This is a genomic window from Actinomadura rifamycini DSM 43936 (assembly GCF_000425065.1).
GTDB classification, from domain to species: Bacteria; Actinomycetota; Actinomycetes; order Streptosporangiales; family Streptosporangiaceae; genus Spirillospora; species Spirillospora rifamycini.
This window is the reverse complement of the sequence record NZ_KE384300.1, coordinates 380,972-397,285: the sequence shown is the minus strand read 5'-3', so window position 1 is coordinate 397,285 and position 16,314 is coordinate 380,972. Positions and strand designations below refer to the sequence as shown.

The following is a 16,314-nucleotide window of genomic DNA, read 5'->3' as shown; positions in this document are numbered from 1 at the left end:
CGCGGACGGGCGGGGCCGTCGCGCCCCGCCCCCGCGGGCTCACAGGCCGGGCGCGCCCCAGACCGGGAACCAGCGCCCCAGGTCGTCCTCGAACGGCAGGTCGGCGCCGACCGCGCTCCGCACCTGGAGTTCGAGGGCGTTGTCCCGCTTGTCGCCAGGAAGCGGGGCGAACGGGTAGAAGGTGCCGCGCTTGTAGAGGTAGACGAGCGCGAGCCGCCGTCCGTCCGGGCCGCGGAAGCCCGCCAGGGAGCACAGCAGGTGCGGGCCGAACCCGTTCGACTCCAGGGTCGCGTTGACCGCGTGCAGGTCGGTGACGAGGTCGGGCAGCTCGTCCGGGCGGTGCTCGGCGAGCAGCCACGTGAACCCGTAGGAGTCGTTGCTCAGCGCGACGGGCGGGCCCTCGTCGGCGTCCAGCAGTTCCCGGACGTCCTGCTGCAGGCGGGCGAACGCGCCGCCCTCCGCCGCCCGGAAGCACACCGAGCCGAGGCCGGTCGGGACGAACCCCGTCGCGGCCTCCAGCGTGACGGCGGCGGTGGACAGCGCGAACATCCGGTCGAGGTCGGGGCGGGCCGGCTTGGACCGGCCGAGCAGCGCGTCCAGAAAACCCACGTCAGGCCCCCCTGCTGAGCTGGTCGGAGATCTTGCCGAGCTGGGCGAGCCGCTTGTCCAGCGGCGGGTGCGTGGCGAACAGCGCCGCCACGCTGGCCCCGCGCCCGAGCGCCGGGGTGAAGAAGAACGCGTTGAACGGCTGCGCGGACCGCAGGTCGTTCGTCGGGATCCGGGCGATGTCGCCGCTGACCTTGGTGAGCGCGGACGCCAGCGCCGACGGGCGCCCGGTCAGCAGCGCGGCGGCCCGGTCGGCCGACAGCTCCCGGTACCGCGACAGCGCGCGGGTCAGCAGGAAGCTGATGGCGTAGGCGAGCGCGCTCGCCCCCACCACGGCCAGCAGGACGAGCCCGGTGTTCTGGTCGTTGCCCCGCCGGTTGAAGCCGCCCCACAGACCGAACTGCAGCCCGAACCGGGTGATGAGGCCCGCGCAGACACCGAGGAACGACGCGATCGTCATGACCGCGACGTCCCGGTGCGCGACGTGCGCCATCTCGTGCGCGAGGACGCCCTCCAGCTCCACCGGGTCGAGCCGGCGCAGCAGCCCGGTGGTGACGCAGACGACGGCCTTCTTCTGGTTCCGGCCCGTGGCGAACGCGTTCGGCACGTCGGTGTCGGCGATCGCGACCTTGGGCTTGGGCGCGTCCGACAGCGCGCAGATCCGGTCGACCACCCCGTGCAGCTCCGGCGCCTGCTCCGGCGACACCACCCGGCCGTGCATGGCGAACAGCGTCATCCGGTCGGAGAAGAAGTACTGCGCGAGCAGGAACACCACCGCGACCGCCAGCGCGAAAGCGCCCCATTCCGGCGCCAGCACGAAGAACGCCGAAACGAAGACGACATAGACCAGTCCCAGCAGGAACATGGTCATGAGCATGCGGGACGTCAGCCCCCTGTCGGGCGCGTACCGTGTCCTGGCCATGCGCTCACCACCCCCCGGTGTCAACCCCGTTCACCAGGAAGAACGCGCGAGCAGCGTGTTTTGTGCCGGATGTCCCTTTCGCTGTGGGTGATCGCTCCCCGTTCTCCCCGACTAGTCCGGAATCAGGCCCTCGTCGCCCAGCATGGACCGCACCTCGTCGATGTGCGCGTCCGCGGGCGGCAGGATCAGCTCCGACGGCGCCAGGCTGTCGGCGGGCAGCGGCTTGCCGACCTTGCGGACGTTGTCCAGCAGCGCGACCAGCGCCGCCCGGAACGTCGTCTCGTCGCCCGACTCGATCGCCGCCTCGAGCTCGTCGTCCAGCGCGTTGAGCGCCGTCAGATCCTCGGCGGCGACGTCCAGCTGCCCCTCGCCCATCAGCCGGACGATCACTGGGCACCCCCGGGCTGCTGCGGCCACGCCTGCTTGGAGGTGTCCACCTGCGGCTGCTGCTGCGCGCTCGGGGAGCCCTCGTTCAGCTCCTTCGGAGCGGGCCCCTGGCCGAGTTCGGCCTTCATGCGCTCCAGCTCCAGGTCGACGCCGCTGCTCGAACCCATCCGGTCCAGCTCGGCCTGGATGTCGTCCTTCGGACCGGAGAAGTCCTCCAGAGCGCCGGACGCCAGGAGCTCGTCGATCGCCCCGGCCCGGGCCTTCATGTTCTCGGTCTTCTCCTCGGCGCGCTGGATCGCCAGCCCGACGTCGCCCATCTCCTCGGAGATGCCGGAGAACGCCTCGTTGATCTTCGTCTGCGCCTCGGCCGCGGTGTAGGTGGCCTTGATGGTCTCCTTGCGCGTGCGGAAGGAGTCGACCTTGGCCTGCAGCCGCTGGGAGGCGAGCGTGAGCTTCTCCTCCTCGCCCTGGAGCTGCTGGTACTGCGCACGCAGGTCGTTCAACTGGCCCTCGATCCCGGCGCGGCGCTCGAGCGCCGTGCGGGCGAGGTCCTCACGGCCGACCTGCAGCGCCTTGCGGCCCTGGTCGGTCAGCTTCTCCTGCTGCTGTTCGAGCTGGTTGATCTGCAGCTCGAGACGCTTGCGGGAGGTGGCGACGTCGGCGACTCCCCGACGGACCTTCTGCAGCATCTCCAGCTGTCGCTGGTAGGAGTAGTCGAGCGTCTCGCGAGGATCCTCGGCCCGGTCCAGGGCTTTGTTCGCCTTGGCCTTGAAGATCATCGACATTCGCTTCATCACGCTCATCGCGCGGCGCCGGTCCCTTCGTGCTGTCGCTCAGTCGCAAACTGGGCTCAATGACCACTGGTGGGGTTCTTATCACCCTACGCGGTAACGTGCGAGGCAGTCACGACGTTCGCAGCCGGTAGGCTGATCCCGTGTTCAAGCGTCGTACCCAGGAAGCCCCTCCGAATCCTCCTCAGGTAGTAAAGCCGGGAGGAAAGGGCCGTCCCACGCCCAAGCGGCGGGACGCCGAGAAGCGGAACCGGCAGCCGATCACCGCCCCGTCGAACCGCAAAGAGGCGTACAAGAAGGTCCGGGAGCGGCAGGCCGCCGAGCGCGTCAAGGCCCGCGAAGGGATGCAGCGGGGCGACGAGAAGTACCTGCTCAAGCGCGACAAGGGCCCCGTGCGCCGGCTCGCCCGCAACTACGTCGACTCGCGCCGGACGGTCGGCTCGTACCTGATGTACGCGATGTTCGCGATCGTCCTGCTCAGCCTCGTCCCGATCCCGGCGGCGCGCCTGCTGGTCCTGTTCGCGCCGCCGCTGCTGCTCCTCGCGGTGTTCGGCGAGGGCCTGCTGCTCAGCCGCGGCATCAAGCGGCTGGCGGCCGAGCGGTACCCGGACGAGAGCCACAAGGGCGTCGGGATGTACGCGGCGATGCGCGCGATGCAGATCCGCCGGCTGCGCGTCCCCGCCGCCCAGGTGAAGATCGGCGAGAAGGACAAGATCTGACCGCCCGGTGACCCGCGTCCGCCGGAACGCCCGGCGGGCTAGGGTCTGGGGCATGGAGTTCAGACACCTGGGCAGGAGCGGTCTCAAGATCAGCGAGATCGCCTACGGCAACTGGCTCACCCACGGTTCCCAGGTCGAGGAGGACGCCGCGAACGCGTGCGTGCGCGCGGCGCTCGACGAGGGCGTCACCACCTTCGACACCGCCGACGTCTACGCCGGCACGCGCGCCGAGGAGGTCCTCGGGCGGGCGCTGAAGGGGCAGCGCCGCGAGGGGCTGGAGATCTTCACCAAGGTCTTCTGGCCCACCGGACCCGGGCAGAACGACCGGGGCCTGTCGCGCAAGCACATCATGGAGTCGGTCAACGGGTCGCTGCGGCGGCTCGGCACCGACTACGTCGACCTCTACCAGGCGCACCGCTTCGACCACGCGACCCCGCTGGAGGAGACGCTCCGCGCGTTCGACGACCTCGTCCGGCAGGGCAAGGTCCTGTACGTCGGCGTGTCGGAGTGGCGGGCCGAGGAGATCGAGCGGGCGCTGAAGATCGCCGACGAGATGGGCTTCGACCGGATCGTCTCGAGCCAGCCGCAGTACTCGATGCTGTGGCGGGTGATCGAGGAGGAGGTCGTCCCGCTGTGCGAGCGGGAGGGCATCGGCCAGATCGTGTGGTCGCCGATCGCGCAGGGCGTGCTGACCGGCAAGTACAAGCCGGGGCAGCCGCTGCCGGAGGGGTCGCGGGCGACCGACGACAAGGGCGGCAGCGACATGATCAAGCGCTACCTGAGCGACGACCTGCTGGCCCGGGTGCAGGAGCTGCGGCCGATCGCCGACGACCTCGGGCTGTCGATGGCGCAGCTCGCGATCGCGTGGACCCTGCAGAACCCGAACGTGTCGGCGGCGATCGTGGGCGCGAGCCGCCCCGAGCAGGTCCGCGACAACGTGAAGGCCGCCGGGGTGAAGCTGGACGCGGACGTCCTCAAGCGGATCGACGACGTGCTCGGCCCCGTCGTGATCCGCGACCCGGCCCGGACCCGCAGCCCCGAGACCCGCCCCTGAGCCCCCGCCGCACGCACGAGGGCCGCGGCGCTCCCGGTCTCCCGGGGGCCGCGGCCCTTCGCCGTCCCGCCGCTCACTCGGGTTCGTGCAGGCTCATCTCGTAGACGGCCGTGTCGCCCTCCAGCAGCGTCACCTTGTCGGCGCCGCCGGCGAGCAGGGCCCGCCAGTTCTCGCCCAGCCAGCTCTCCGCGTCCGCCTGGGTGGAGAAGGTCTCCTCCGACACGCCCACGGAGCGCCCGTCGGCCGTCTCCAAACGCCAGCTCCACGCCATCGCGCCGTCTCTCCCTCGTGCCGCTCTTGCCTGTCGCCGTACCCTGCCGCCGTGCCCGCGCAGTGATCCACCGCCGTGGACGTGAGCGTAACCCGTCAGGCGGCGGCCTCGATGGCTTCGCGGAGCGCCTCGGGCGTGGCGATGTCGTCCTGGTCGAGGGTGCGGCCGTTCACCCGGACGGTCGGCGTGCCGCCCACCCCGGAGTCGACGTACCCCCGGCTGACCCGCTTGACCTCCCCCGCGTACCACTGGTCGCGCACGCACTCCTCGAACCGGGCGTCGGCGACCCCCGCCTCGGCGCCGACGGACACCAGCTCGCCGACCGCGTACCCCTCGGTCTGCAGGTTCGCGGGCTGGTGCTCGTAGAGCGCGTCCTGGTACGACAGCCACCGCGCGCCGTTCCCGACGCAGCGCAGCGCGGACGCCGCCCGCAGCGCGTTGCCGTACGCCGGCTGCATGGACTCGTTGAAGATCACCATGGGGTGGAAGACGACCTTGGCGTCCCCGGCGACGGCCAGTTCCTTCAGCATCGGGTCGTTCGCCTTGTCGAAGGTGCCGCAGTGCGGGCAGGCGAAGTCGGTGTAGATGTCCACGACGGGGGCCGAGACGCCGGGACGGGCCATCGCGAGGCTGCCGTCCTCGGCGGGAGTGGCCTTCGCCCCGCCGACGATGTCGCCGACCTGCAGCCGCACCTCGCCGCCGCGGCCCCCGCCGCCGCCCTCCTCCCCGGCGCCGCGGACCGCGAACACCACCGCCGCGACCGCGACGAGGACGACCGCCAGCCCGCCGCCGACGAGCGCGATCACCAGTCCCGCGCCGGGGCCCCGGCCACCGGACGGCGGCGGAACCGGCGGTCCGCCCTGCCAGGGCGCGCCCGGTCCGGGCGGCGGCCCGCCCGGCGGCGGCCCGCCCGGGGGCATCCCGCCGGGCGGGGGCGGCGGAGGCGGCGGGAACGGCGAGTTCGGGGGGTGGCCCACCCGTGTCTCCTTCGGTCGACTTATCGGTCGGACGGCGCGACGCACGCGTCCGGGAACATCTCCGGGGACTTCGTCACGAAAGCGATCTCCCTCCCGCGAGGGTAACGGCGCCCGGCCCGCCGTAGAGTCGTCCACCGACATGAACACCGAAGTCAACGCCCCCGCCCCCGCCCCCGAAGGCCCCGGCGGCGGGCCCGCCGAGAACGCGCCCGCCACGGGAACGGGCGGCGGGGGTGCGGGCGGCTCGGGCGGGGCCGGCGTGGAGGTCCGCGGAACCGCCGCGGCGGGCGGGTGGCCCGAGGACGGGTGCGGGTGCGCGTCGTGCGGCGCGCTGCGCGCCCGCGGCGTCCGGTACGCGCCGTTCGCCGCGACGGTCGGCGGGGTGCCGTGGGCGGACTGCGCCCGGACGGACGTGCCCGGCGGCCACGACGTGCGCGGGCCGTCCGGGGAACGGGTGCTCGTGGCGGCGGGGCCGGGTGCGCGCCCCGAGCCCGCCCCGGACGTCCGGTACGACGCGGCGCTCCTCGACCTCGTCGGAGCCCCCGAGCACCTCGGGTACCTGCGGAGCGTCGGCGCCGTGGCGGAGGGGACGCGCGTCGCGGCCGTCCACGTCGACCACCGCGTCCGGTCCCCGGCCGAGCTGGAGCGCCGCCTGGGGTTCTGGCTCCGCCCGCCCGGAGGGCCGCACCGCACGCTGCTGCTGGGCGGGGCGCGGTCGGGCAAGTCGGCGGAGGCGGAGCTGCGGCTGGCCGCCTGCCCGGAGGTCGCGTACGTCGCGACGGGCGGCGCGCGGGACGGCGACGCCGAGTGGGCGGCGCGCGTCGAGGCGCACCGGCGGCGGCGTCCCGCCCGGTGGCGCACCGCGGAGACCACCGACGTCGCGGGCGTGCTGGAATCCGCGGCCGGCGCGGTGCTGGTGGACGGCCTCGGGACGTGGCTCGCGGCGGCGATGGACGAGGCGGGCGCGTGGGACGAGCCCGCGGACGCCGTCCGCCGGGTCCTGCCCCGCGTCGACGCCCTGGTCGCCGCGTGGCGCGGCACCGCGGCGCGGGTCGTGGCGGTGAGCGACGAGGTGGGGCTGTCGCTGGTGCCGGACACCCCGTCCGGACGGGCGTTCCGGGACGCGCTCGGGCTGCTCAACCAGCGGCTCGCCGCCGAATCGGAGGAGGCGGCGCTGGTGGTCGCGGGCCGCGTCGCGGAGCTGCCGTGATCGCGGGACTGCGGCTGGCCGTCACGCTGCTCACCGTCGTCCCGTTCCCCGGGGAGGGCCGGTTCGACCGGGCTACGGCGCGCACCGCGATGCTGCTCGCCCCCGCCGTCGGGGCCGTCACCGGGGGCGCGGCGGCGCTCGTCCTGCTCGCGGGCGGCGCGCTCGGCCTCGCCCCGACGCTGTGCGCGGCGCTGGCGGTCGCGGCGAGCGCGGCGGTCACCCGGGCGCTGCACCTGGACGGCCTCGCCGACCTCGCCGACGGGCTCGGCAGCCGGAAGCCGGCGGCGGCCGCGCTGGAGATCATGAAGCGGTCCGACATCGGCCCGTTCGGCGTCGTCACCCTGCTGCTGACCCTGCTGGTCCAGGTCGCGGCGCTGGCGTCGGCGCCGCATCCGGCGGTCGCGGCGCTCGTCGCGGGGGTCGCCGGGCGGCTCGCGCTGCCGTGGGCGTGCCGTGCGTCCGTGCCGTCCGCCCGTCCGGGCGGGCTGGGCGCGCTCGTCGCGGGCACCGTGCCCGGGCGCGCGGCCCTCGCCGCCACCGCCGCCGTCCTCGCGGCGGCCGCCGGTGCGGGGGCGGCGGCCGGCGGGACGGACGGCGCCCTGCTCGCGGCCGCCGCCGCGGTGTTCGGGCTCGGCGCCGCGCTCGCGGCGCTGCGGCACGCGGTCCGGCGGCTGGGCGGCGTCACCGGCGACGTCCTCGGCGCGCTCGTGGAGATCGCGGGGACGGGCGCGCTGATCGTCCTCGCCGCGGGATGAACCGGGACGAACCTTTGATCCCAGAGGACGAACCGGCCCCGTGAGAGGACTAACATCGGGCTACGTGACGACCATCAGCCTTGACAGCGCAGCCCCGGACAGCCTCGACGTCGACGCGATCGTGATCGGCGTCTCGCCCGGCGGGGACGGAGTCGCCCCGGCAGCCGGCGCCGAGGCGCTGGACCGGGCCCTGGACGGCCGGCTCGCCGCCGCGCTGGGCGCGCTGGGCGCGACCGGCAAGGCCGGGGAGATCACCCGCGTGCCCACCCTCGGCGCCGTGCCCGCCCCCGTGATCGTCGCCGCCGGGCTCGGCGAGGACCCCTCCGCCGAGGACCTGCGCCGCGCCGCCGGGGCCGCCCTGCGCTCGCTCGCCGGTTCCGCCCGCGCCGCCGTCGCCCTGCCCGTCGCGAACGCCGAGCAGCTCGAGGCGGCCGCCCTGGGCGCGCTCCTCGGCGCCTACTCCTTCGACTCCTTCCGCACCGGCGAGCACAAGAGCCCGGTCGAGGAGATCACGCTCCTCGCCGCCGACGGCGGGTTCGGCGCCGAGGCGGCCCTCGAGCACGCCCGCGTCCTCGCCGAGTCGGTGAAGCTCGTCCGCGACCTGGTCAACACCCCGCCGTCGCACCTCTCTCCCGAGGACCTCGCGGGCGAGGCCGAGCGGATCGCCGGGGAGACCGGCCTGTCCATCGAGGTGCTCGACGAGAAGGCCCTCGTGGACGGCGGCTACGGCGGCCTGGTGGGGGTCGGGCAGGGCTCGGCCAACCCGCCGCGGCTGATCCGGCTCTCCTACACCCACCCCGAGGCCGCCAAGACGCTCGCGCTGGTCGGCAAGGGCATCACCTTCGACTCCGGCGGCCTGTCGCTCAAGCCGTCCGAGGCCATGGACTGGATGAAGTCCGACATGGGCGGCGCGGGCGCCGTGCTCGGCGCGCTCGCCGCCATCGGCCGGCTCCGCCCGAAGGTCAACGTCGTCGGCTACCTCGCCGCCGCCGAGAACATGCCGAGCGGCACCGCGCAGCGCCCGTCCGACGTCATCCGCATCTACGGCGGCAAGACCGTCGAGGTCCTCAACACCGACGCCGAGGGACGCCTCGTGCTCGCCGACGCGCTGGTCCGCGCGGCCGAGGACGGCCCCGACCTGCTCATCGACGTCGCCACCCTCACCGGCGCGCAGCTCGTCGCGCTCGGCACCCGGACCACCGGGGTCATGGCCAACGACGACGCCGTCCGTGAGAAGGTGGTGGACGCGGCCGGTCGCGCCGGCGAGCCCTCCTGGGGCATGCCGCTGCCCGCCGAGCTGCGCAAGGGCCTGGACTCCGCGGTCGCCGACCTCGCCAACATCAGCGGCGACCGCTGGGGCGGCATGCTCACCGCGGGCGTGTTCCTCCAGGAGTTCGTCCAGGACGGCGTCAAGTGGGCGCACCTGGACATCGCGGGCCCGTCGTTCCACAAGGGCGAGCCGTACGGCTACACCCCGAAGGGCGGCACCGGCGCCGCGACCCGCACGCTGGTGCAGCTCGCCGAGGACCTCGCCGCAGGGACCCTCTGACGGCGACCCGGTGCGGCCGGGACGAACAAGCGAATAGGTTTTCTCGTGGCGGTGGGGGCCCGTTACCGGAGCGCCCCGCCCCGCCCCCGGCGCCGCGGCCCACGCGGCGCCAGAACCGGGAAAGGGAGCGTCCAGTGGCCAACAGCGGCCCCTTCGACATCGTGGTCCTAGGTGCCGGCAGCGGCGGATACGCGTGCGCGCTGCGCGCCGCCGAGCTCGGCAAGTCGGTCGCGCTCATCGAGCGGGACGAGTCCCTCGGCGGGACCTGCCTCAACCGGGGCTGCATCCCCACCAAGGCGCTGCTGCACGCGGCCGAGGTGGCGGACCAGACCCGCGAGGCCGCCCGCTTCGGCGTCCGGGCGTCGTTCGAGGGCATCGACGTCGCCGGTGTGAACGCCTACAAGGACAAGGTCGTCTCGACGACCGTCAAGGGCCTCACCGGGCTCATCAAGGGCCGCGGCATCGAGGTCGTGCACGGCACCGGGCGGCTGACCGGCCCGACGTCCGTCGAGGTCACCGCGCAGGACGGAACGGTCCGCGCGCTGGAGGGCGCGCACGTCGTCCTCGCCACCGGGTCCGCGCCGCGGTCGCTGCCCGGCCTGGAGATCGACGGCGAGCGGGTCATCTCCAGCGACCACGCGCTGCGGCTCGAGCACGTCCCCGGCTCCGTCGTCGTCCTCGGCGGCGGCGTCATCGGCGTCGAGTTCGCGAGCGTGTGGCGCTCGTTCGGCGCCGACGTCACGATCGTGGAGGCCCTGCCGCACCTGCTGCCGCTGGAGGAGGAGTCCAGCTCCAAGCGGCTGGAGCGGGCGTTCCGCAAGCGGGGCATCAAGTTCGAGCTCGGCACCCGGTTCGAGGGCGCCAAGACGACGCAGGGCGGCGTCTCGGTGTCGCTCGACAACGGCAAGACGGTCGACGCGGAACTGCTCCTCGTCGCCGTCGGCCGCGGCCCCGTCTCGGACGGCATCGGGCTCGCCGAGGCCGGCGTCGAGACCGAGCGCGGCTTCGTCAAGGTCGACGAGTACTGCCGCACCAGCGTCCCCACGATCTCGGCGGTCGGCGACCTGATCCGGACGCCGCAGCTGGCCCACGTCGGCTTCGCCGAGGGGATCCTCGTCGCCGAACGGCTGGGCGGGCTCACCCCGCCGCCGATCGACTACGACGGCGTCCCGCGCATCACCTACTCCGACCCCGAGGTCGCCTCCGTCGGCATCACCTCGGCGACGGCGCGGGAGCGCGGGCACGCGATCAAGGAGGTCACCTACGACCTGGCCGGCAACCCCAAGAGCAAGATCCTGGGGACGCAGGGCGAGGTCAAGGTGATCGCGGCCGTGGACGGTCCCGTCCTCGGCCTGCACATGGTCGGCGCGCGCGTCGGCGAGCTCATCGCGGAGGGGCAGCTCATCTACAACTGGGAGGCCCTCCCCGACGAGGTCGCGCAGCTGATCCACCCCCATCCGACACAATCCGAGGCCGTCGGCGAGGCACATCTCGCCCTCGCCGGCAAGCCATTGCACGTGCACGGCTGAACGCCGCACGGTTCATTTCTTCGAAGGAGTCGCTGAGAGCCATGCCGGTCTCCGTCACCATGCCCCAGCTCGGCGAGAGCGTCACCGAGGGCACCGTCACCCGCTGGCTGAAGAAGGAGGGTGAGCGCGTCGAGACCGACGAGCCGCTTCTCGAAGTGTCGACCGACAAGGTCGACACCGAGATCCCTTCGCCCGCCTCGGGCATCCTGACCAGCATCACCGTCGCCGAGGACGAGACCGTCGAGGTCGGCGCCGAACTCGCCATCATCGGTGACGAGGGCGACGCGCCGTCCGGCGGCGCCGCTCCGGCCGCCGAGGAGAAGCCGCAGGAGGCGCCCGCCGCGCAGCAGGAGCAGGCCCCGCCGGCCCAGCCGCAGGCGCAGCAGGCCCCGCCGCCCGCCGCGTGGCCGCCGCCCGCGCAGCAGCAGCCCGCCGCGCCGCCGGAGCCCGCCCCGCAGGCCCAGCAGCCGCAGCAGCCGCAGCAGGCGCCGCAGCAGCCCGCGCCGCAGGTGCCCGAGCAGCCGGCCGCGCCGTCCGCCGGGGCGCCGTCCGACGGCCCGTACGTGACGCCGCTCGTCCGCAAGCTCGCCACCGAGCACGGCGTCGACCTGGCGTCGATCAACGGCACCGGCGTCGGCGGCCGCATCCGCAAGCAGGACGTCCTGGAGGCGGCCCGCGCCGCCAAGGAGCGGCAGGCGCAGCAGGCCGCCGCCCCGGCCGCCCCGGCGGCGCCCGCGGCCCCGGCCGCGCGCCCGTCCGCCCGCGCCGCGACCCCGCCGCCCGCCGCCGCTCCCGCCGACCAGCTCGCGCTGCGCGGCAAGACCGAGCCGATGTCGCGGATCCGGCAGACGATCGCCCGCCGCATGGTGGAATCGCTGCAGGTGTCGGCGCAGCTCACCACCGTCGTCGAGGTGGACGTCACGAAGATCGCGCGGCTGCGCGGCCAGGCCAAGGCCGAGTTCGAGGCCCGCGAGGGCGTCAAGCTGTCCTTCCTGCCGTTCTTCGCGATGGCGACGGTCGAGGCGCTCAAGGCGCACCCGAAGCTGAACGCCGTCATCAACAGCGAGACGAACGAGGTCACCTACCACGACGTCGAGAACCTCGCCATCGCGGTGGACGTGCCCGAGCGCGGCCTGATGGTCCCGGTGATCGACAACGCGGGCCAGCTCAACCTGGCCGGGCTCGCGCAGCGGATCGCCGACCTCGCCGAGCGGACCCGCACCGGCAACCTCAGCCCGGACGAGCTCGCCGGCGGCACGTTCACGCTGACCAACACCGGCAGCCGCGGCGCCCTGTTCGACACCCCGATCCTCAACCAGCCGCAGGTCGGGATGCTCGGCACGGGCGCGGTCGTCAAGCGCCCCGCCGTCATCGACGACCCCGAGCTGGGCGAGGTCATCGCCGTCCGGTCCATGGTCTACCTGGCCCTGACCTACGACCACCGGCTCATCGACGGCGCCGACGCCGCCCGCTTCCTGGGCACCGTCAAGCACCGTCTGGAGGAGGGCAACTTCGAGGCCGAGCTCGGCCTCTGACCCTCGTCCCGGTCACCGGAACCCCCGCCGCCCCACCGGCCCGGCGGGGGTTCCGCGCGTCGCGCCCAAGATTCGTCAAAGTCGCGGCCCGCGGTCCGCGGTGGCCGTACGGTGACAGCGACAGCGAACGGCCGTGCCGGACGGCCTGGAGGAGGGCGCATGAGCACCGACGGACAGCCGCACATTCTCGCGATCGGCGGCGGGTCGTTCGTCCCCGACGGCCGGGAGGGGCTCGCGCCGAGCCCGCTGCTGCGCTACGCCGTCGACCTCACCGGGCAGGACCGGCCCCGCGTCTGCTTCCTCACCACCGCCCTCGGCGACGGCGCCGAGTACGTGTCCCGCTTCTACGCCGCGTTCGCGGCCCTGGACGCGGAGGTGAGCCACCTGGCGCTGTTCCCCATGCCGAACGTGGCGGACATGCGGGCGCACCTGCTCACCCAGGACCTCGTGTACGTGTCGGGCGGGAGCGTCGCCAACCTGCTCGCGCTGTGGCGGCTGCACGGCCTCGACGCGATCATGCGGGAGGCGTGGGAGGCGGGCGTCGTGCTGTCCGGGCAGAGCGCGGGGGCGCTGTGCTGGCACGTCGGCGGCAACACCGACTCGTTCGGCCCGCAGCTGCGCCCGCTGACCGACGGCCTCGGGCTCCTGCCGTACTCCTGCGGCGTCCACTACGACAGCGACCCGCAGCGGCGCCCCCTGCTGCAGCAGCTCGTGGGCGAGGGCACCCTGCCCGGCGGCTACGCGGCGGACGAGTCGGTCGCCCTGCACTACGTGGGCACCGAGTTCGTCCAGGCCGTCTCGTTCCGGCAGGAGGCGGGCGCCTACCGGGTGGAGCCGGACGGTCCGGGCACCGCGAAGGAGACGCGCCTCGAGCCCCGGCTCCTCGCCTCGCTCTGAGCCCGCGGAATCCGCGGGCCCCGGTCGGGTGGGCGCAGGTCCGGTGGGAAGCGAGTCAGGTGGGGAGCATCACCTTGTAGACGGCCTCGCCCTCGTCGGCGGCCGCGCCGAAGAGCCCGGTGAGCGCCCGGTAGGCGGGCGCGAGCGTCGCGTCGAGGACGGCGGCGTCGAGGCCCTCCGCGTCCTGGACGCCCGCGGCGCGCATCGCGGCGGCGTCGAAGCGGGCGGCGACGTCGGCGAACGGCGTCGCCGCGAGGTGGTCGGCGGCGGGCTTGACGCGGTCCGGGGCCAGGTAGACGACGTCCATGCCGAGCTCGTCGGCGCCGTCCTCGGTGAGCAGCCGCCCGCCGCACACCACGTCCGCCTCGGGCTGGCGGCCCTCCCACGCGTCGCCCGTCAGCAGGAAGTGCAGCGCCTGCCAGGCGCCGCCGAGGTCGACGGGCGCGGACGCGGCGCGGCAGCGCCACTCGCGGTCGCCGAACACGCGGCGGGCGATCCGGCCGGGGTCCGACTCCCCCTCCAGCACGGGCGGCACCCTGAGGTACGACATTGCCAGACCCACCGCGCTCCTCCTGTCCGCTCGCTGACCGTGACGACTCTTCGTGACGACAGGGAGCCACCCTAGAGACGTCCGGGGAAAGAGATGACCGAAACACGCGAATCCGCGGCGCCCCGCCGTTAACGTCACTCGTTCGAGATCCCCCCGATACGGCTTCGACGCCGGGCCGGGGGCGGGCGGTCGCGCACGGTGTGCCGATCCCTGGAACCGCGACGTAGGCTGAACGCGTGACAACGGTGACACCTGAGGGGCGCAAGCTCCTGCGCATTGAGGCACGCAACAGCCAGACCCCGATCGAGCGCAAGCCCGAATGGATCAAGACCCGGCTGAAGATGGGCCCGCAGTACAGGGAGCTCATCGGGCTGGTGAAGTCCGAGGGCCTGCACACGGTGTGCCAGGAGGCGGCCTGTCCCAACATCTTCGAATGCTGGGAGGACCGCGAGGCCACGTTCCTCATCGGCGGGGAGCAGTGCACCCGGCGCTGCGACTTCTGCAACATCGACACGGGCAAGCCCGCCGCGCTCGACCGGGACGAGCCGCGCCGCGTCGCCGAGTCCGTCGTGACGATGGGCCTGAAGTACGCCACCGTCACGGGCGTCGCCCGCGACGACCTGGAGGACGGCGGCGCCTGGCTGTACGCGGAGACGGTGCGGCAGATCCACGCGGCCGTGCCCGGCTGCGGCGTCGAGCTGCTCATCCCCGACTTCAACGCGGTGCCCGAGCAGCTCGCCGAGGTGTTCTCGTCGCGGCCGGAGGTCCTCGCGCACAACGTCGAGACCGTCCCGCGGATCTTCAAGCGGATCCGCCCCGGGTTCCGCTACGAGCGCTCCCTGGAGGTGATCTCCAGGGCCCGCGAGGACGGGCTGGTCACCAAGTCGAACCTGATCCTGGGCATGGGCGAGACCCGCGAGGAGGTCTCCACCGCGCTGCGCGACCTGCACGACGCCGGTTGCGAACTCATCACGATCACGCAGTACCTGCGGCCGTCCCCGCGGCACCACCCGGTCGAGCGCTGGGTGAAGCCGGAGGAGTTCGTCGAGCTGGCGGACGAGGCCCGGGAGATCGGCTACGCGGGCGTGATGTCCGGTCCGCTCGTCCGGTCCAGCTACCGCGCCGGGCGCCTCTACAAGCAGGCGATCGAGGCCCGGGAGTCCTGACGCGCACGCCGTTCGGGGACGAATCGCCTGTCCGGTGACGACCCCGACCCGACTATCCTTGGAACCATGTCGAAAAAGCCCGCAGACGGAGGCCAGGAGCGTCCGGGCCGCCTCAAGCAGATCCGCATGGTCGCCCAGGTGCTGCACCAGGCGAACCCGAAGGCCCTCCCGATCGTCTTCGCCTCGGCGCTCGGGACGCTGGCCGTCCTCGTCGCCATCGGGCTGATCTTCGGCCAGCTCTGGTTCTTCATCCCGCTGGGCATCCTGGCCGCGTTCGCGGTCGGCATGATCGTGTTCGGCCAGCTGGCGCAGCGCGCCCAGTACAAGGTGATCGCGGGGCAGCCGGGCGCGGCCGCCGCGATCCTGAAGAACATGCGCGGCGGCTGGACCGTCACCGAGGCGGTGGCCGGCAACCGCAACCTCGACATGGTGCACCGCGCGGTCGGGCGCGCCGGGGTCGTGCTGGTCTCCGAGGGGCCCCGCAACCGGGTCGGGCACCTGCTCGGCGCGGAGAAGAAGCGCATCTCCCGCGCGGCCCAGCAGGTCCCCATCTACGACGTCCAGGTGGGCGACGACGAGGGGCAGATCCCGGTGGACAAGCTGCAGCGGCACCTGATGAAGCTGCCGCGCAACCTGAGCAAGGGCCAGGTCGCGGAGCTGAACGACCGGCTGCAGGCGCTGCCCCGCGCCATGCAGATGCCGAAGGGCCCGATCCCGAAGGGCGCGAAGATGCCCAAGGGCCCCAAGCCCCGGATGCGCTGACGACGGAACGGCGAAGCGCCCCCTCCCGGACGGGAGGGGGCGCTTCGCATGGTCGGGGTGTGCGCGTGGTCGGGGTGCGCGTGGGCGGGCGCGGGTCAGATGTTCACGACGGCGGTGTTGGCCGCCCGGTCGTGCAGTCCGCGGTAGTCGCGGTCCCAGAGCAGGGCCGGGACGACGAGGAGCAGCAGGAGCGTGCGCGCGAGGCCCCAGCCGAGCCCCACCGGACGCCCGTCCAGCCGGATCACCCGGATCCCGCACAGCCGCTTGCCGATCGTCATGCCGATCATCGAGGTGAGCAGCCACGCCTGGATGCCGAAGACGACGAGCGTCCAGGTGCTGCGCTCGGGCGGCCCCCAGTCGAGGGTGCGCGCCAGCATGCTCGCGACCAGCATCGACAGCCCCCAGTCGACGAACAGCGCGCCGATCCTGCGCGGGTAGCTCGCGACGGCGCCGCTGCCGCTCTCCGGAAAACCGAACCGCTCCCCGGGGTCCCCGAGGTCGGCCCCTGCCGCGCGCGCGCCGCTCAGCCACGTCTGCGTCCAGCGCGGGCCCTTGCCACTGCTCATGTCCCTACGCTATCCGCTCCCCCGGCGGGTTCCGACGGGCCCTCGCCCCGGACGGTCCGTCACAGGAA

18 protein-coding genes are annotated in these 16,314 nt (G+C 73.7%); 10 read left to right on the top strand and 8 right to left on the bottom strand.

Annotation, left to right across the window (positions count from 1 at the left end; genetic code table 11):
• Positions 1-39 precede the first annotated feature (39 nt).
• The 4 genes from pspAB to H505_RS0135220 all read right to left on the bottom strand — a co-directional run bounded on the left by pspAB (position 40) and on the right by H505_RS0135220 (position 2,718).
• Complete coding sequence (gene pspAB, locus H505_RS0135235; RefSeq protein ID WP_026405698.1) at positions 40-609, bottom strand: PspA-associated protein PspAB; 570 nt, start codon at positions 607-609, stop codon at positions 40-42.
• A gap of 1 nt (position 610) precedes the next feature.
• Positions 611-1,528 carry a zinc metalloprotease HtpX gene (gene htpX / locus H505_RS0135230; RefSeq protein WP_026405697.1) on the bottom strand — a complete coding sequence of 306 codons (918 nt, stop codon included), beginning with the start codon at positions 1,526-1,528 and terminating at the stop codon, positions 611-613.
• A 111-nt stretch (positions 1,529-1,639) separates the two neighbouring features.
• A complete protein-coding gene (gene pspAA / locus H505_RS0135225; protein ID WP_026405696.1) occupies positions 1,640-1,918 on the bottom strand; it encodes a PspA-associated protein PspAA in 279 nt (92 codons plus the stop codon).
• A complete protein-coding gene (locus H505_RS0135220) occupies positions 1,915-2,718 on the bottom strand; it encodes a PspA/IM30 family protein (protein WP_034521321.1) in 804 nt (267 codons plus the stop codon). Before H505_RS0135220 ends, pspAA begins: the two co-directional genes overlap by 4 nt.
• Before the next feature lie 131 nt (positions 2,719-2,849).
• Between H505_RS0135220 and H505_RS0135215 the strand changes: the two genes are divergently transcribed.
• Both H505_RS0135215 and H505_RS0135210 read left to right on the top strand, forming a co-directional pair.
• Entirely contained in the window at positions 2,850-3,425 is a 576-nt protein-coding gene (locus H505_RS0135215; RefSeq protein WP_026405694.1) for a DUF3043 domain-containing protein, read from the top strand.
• Positions 3,426-3,477: 52 nt separating this feature from the next.
• Entirely contained in the window at positions 3,478-4,479 is a 1,002-nt protein-coding gene (locus H505_RS0135210; RefSeq protein WP_026405693.1) for an aldo/keto reductase family protein, read from the top strand.
• 73 nt (positions 4,480-4,552) lie between these two features.
• On the opposite strand, the gene H505_RS0135205 is transcribed toward H505_RS0135210, so the two are convergent.
• Positions 4,553-4,750 carry a hypothetical protein gene (locus H505_RS0135205; protein ID WP_026405692.1) on the bottom strand — a complete coding sequence of 66 codons (198 nt, stop codon included), beginning with the start codon at positions 4,748-4,750 and terminating at the stop codon, positions 4,553-4,555.
• A gap of 95 nt (positions 4,751-4,845) precedes the next feature.
• Complete coding sequence (locus H505_RS52585) at positions 4,846-5,727, bottom strand: DsbA family protein (RefSeq protein ID WP_051301514.1); 882 nt, start codon at positions 5,725-5,727, stop codon at positions 4,846-4,848.
• Positions 5,728-5,866: 139 nt separating this feature from the next.
• Here H505_RS52585 and H505_RS0135195 point away from each other — a divergent pair, with 139 nt between their 5' ends.
• The 6 genes from H505_RS0135195 to H505_RS0135170 all read left to right on the top strand — a co-directional run bounded on the left by H505_RS0135195 (position 5,867) and on the right by H505_RS0135170 (position 13,202).
• Complete coding sequence (locus H505_RS0135195) at positions 5,867-6,937, top strand: bifunctional adenosylcobinamide kinase/adenosylcobinamide-phosphate guanylyltransferase (protein WP_084551165.1); 1,071 nt, start codon at positions 5,867-5,869, stop codon at positions 6,935-6,937.
• Entirely contained in the window at positions 6,934-7,692 is a 759-nt protein-coding gene (locus H505_RS0135190) for an adenosylcobinamide-GDP ribazoletransferase (RefSeq protein ID WP_026405690.1), read from the top strand. The genes H505_RS0135195 and H505_RS0135190 overlap by 4 nt, the downstream gene beginning before the upstream one ends.
• A gap of 64 nt (positions 7,693-7,756) precedes the next feature.
• Positions 7,757-9,241 (top strand): leucyl aminopeptidase, encoded by a 1,485-nt coding sequence (locus H505_RS0135185; RefSeq protein ID WP_026405689.1) that lies wholly within the window; start codon positions 7,757-7,759, stop codon positions 9,239-9,241.
• Between the two features lie 134 nt (positions 9,242-9,375).
• Positions 9,376-10,770, top strand: a complete 1,395-nt coding sequence (gene lpdA / locus H505_RS0135180) for a dihydrolipoyl dehydrogenase (RefSeq protein WP_026405688.1) — start codon at positions 9,376-9,378, stop codon at positions 10,768-10,770.
• 41 nt (positions 10,771-10,811) lie between these two features.
• Positions 10,812-12,305 carry a 2-oxoglutarate dehydrogenase, E2 component, dihydrolipoamide succinyltransferase gene (sucB, locus tag H505_RS0135175; protein ID WP_026405687.1) on the top strand — a complete coding sequence of 498 codons (1,494 nt, stop codon included), beginning with the start codon at positions 10,812-10,814 and terminating at the stop codon, positions 12,303-12,305.
• A gap of 159 nt (positions 12,306-12,464) precedes the next feature.
• Positions 12,465-13,202, top strand: coding sequence for a Type 1 glutamine amidotransferase-like domain-containing protein (locus H505_RS0135170; RefSeq protein WP_026405686.1), 738 nt, complete (start codon positions 12,465-12,467; stop codon positions 13,200-13,202).
• A gap of 55 nt (positions 13,203-13,257) precedes the next feature.
• On the opposite strand, the gene H505_RS0135165 is transcribed toward H505_RS0135170, so the two are convergent.
• The gene (locus H505_RS0135165) at positions 13,258-13,764 is read right to left on the bottom strand and encodes a YfbM family protein (protein WP_026405685.1); all 507 of its coding nucleotides are present in this window, start codon (positions 13,762-13,764) and stop codon (positions 13,258-13,260) included.
• A gap of 224 nt (positions 13,765-13,988) precedes the next feature.
• On the opposite strand from H505_RS0135165, the gene lipA reads away from it, so the two are divergent.
• Both lipA and H505_RS0135155 read left to right on the top strand, forming a co-directional pair.
• Positions 13,989-14,918: a lipoyl synthase gene (gene lipA / locus H505_RS0135160; RefSeq protein ID WP_026405684.1), complete on the top strand. Its 930-nt coding sequence runs from the start codon at positions 13,989-13,991 to the stop codon at positions 14,916-14,918.
• Between the two features lie 66 nt (positions 14,919-14,984).
• Positions 14,985-15,680: a DUF4191 domain-containing protein gene (locus H505_RS0135155; RefSeq protein WP_026405683.1), complete on the top strand. Its 696-nt coding sequence runs from the start codon at positions 14,985-14,987 to the stop codon at positions 15,678-15,680.
• Between the two features lie 95 nt (positions 15,681-15,775).
• Here the strand turns inward: H505_RS0135155 and H505_RS0135150 are convergent, their stop codons facing one another.
• Positions 15,776-16,246, bottom strand: a complete 471-nt coding sequence (locus H505_RS0135150) for an RDD family protein (protein WP_026405682.1) — start codon at positions 16,244-16,246, stop codon at positions 15,776-15,778.
• Between the last annotated feature and the right edge of the window lie 68 nt (positions 16,247-16,314).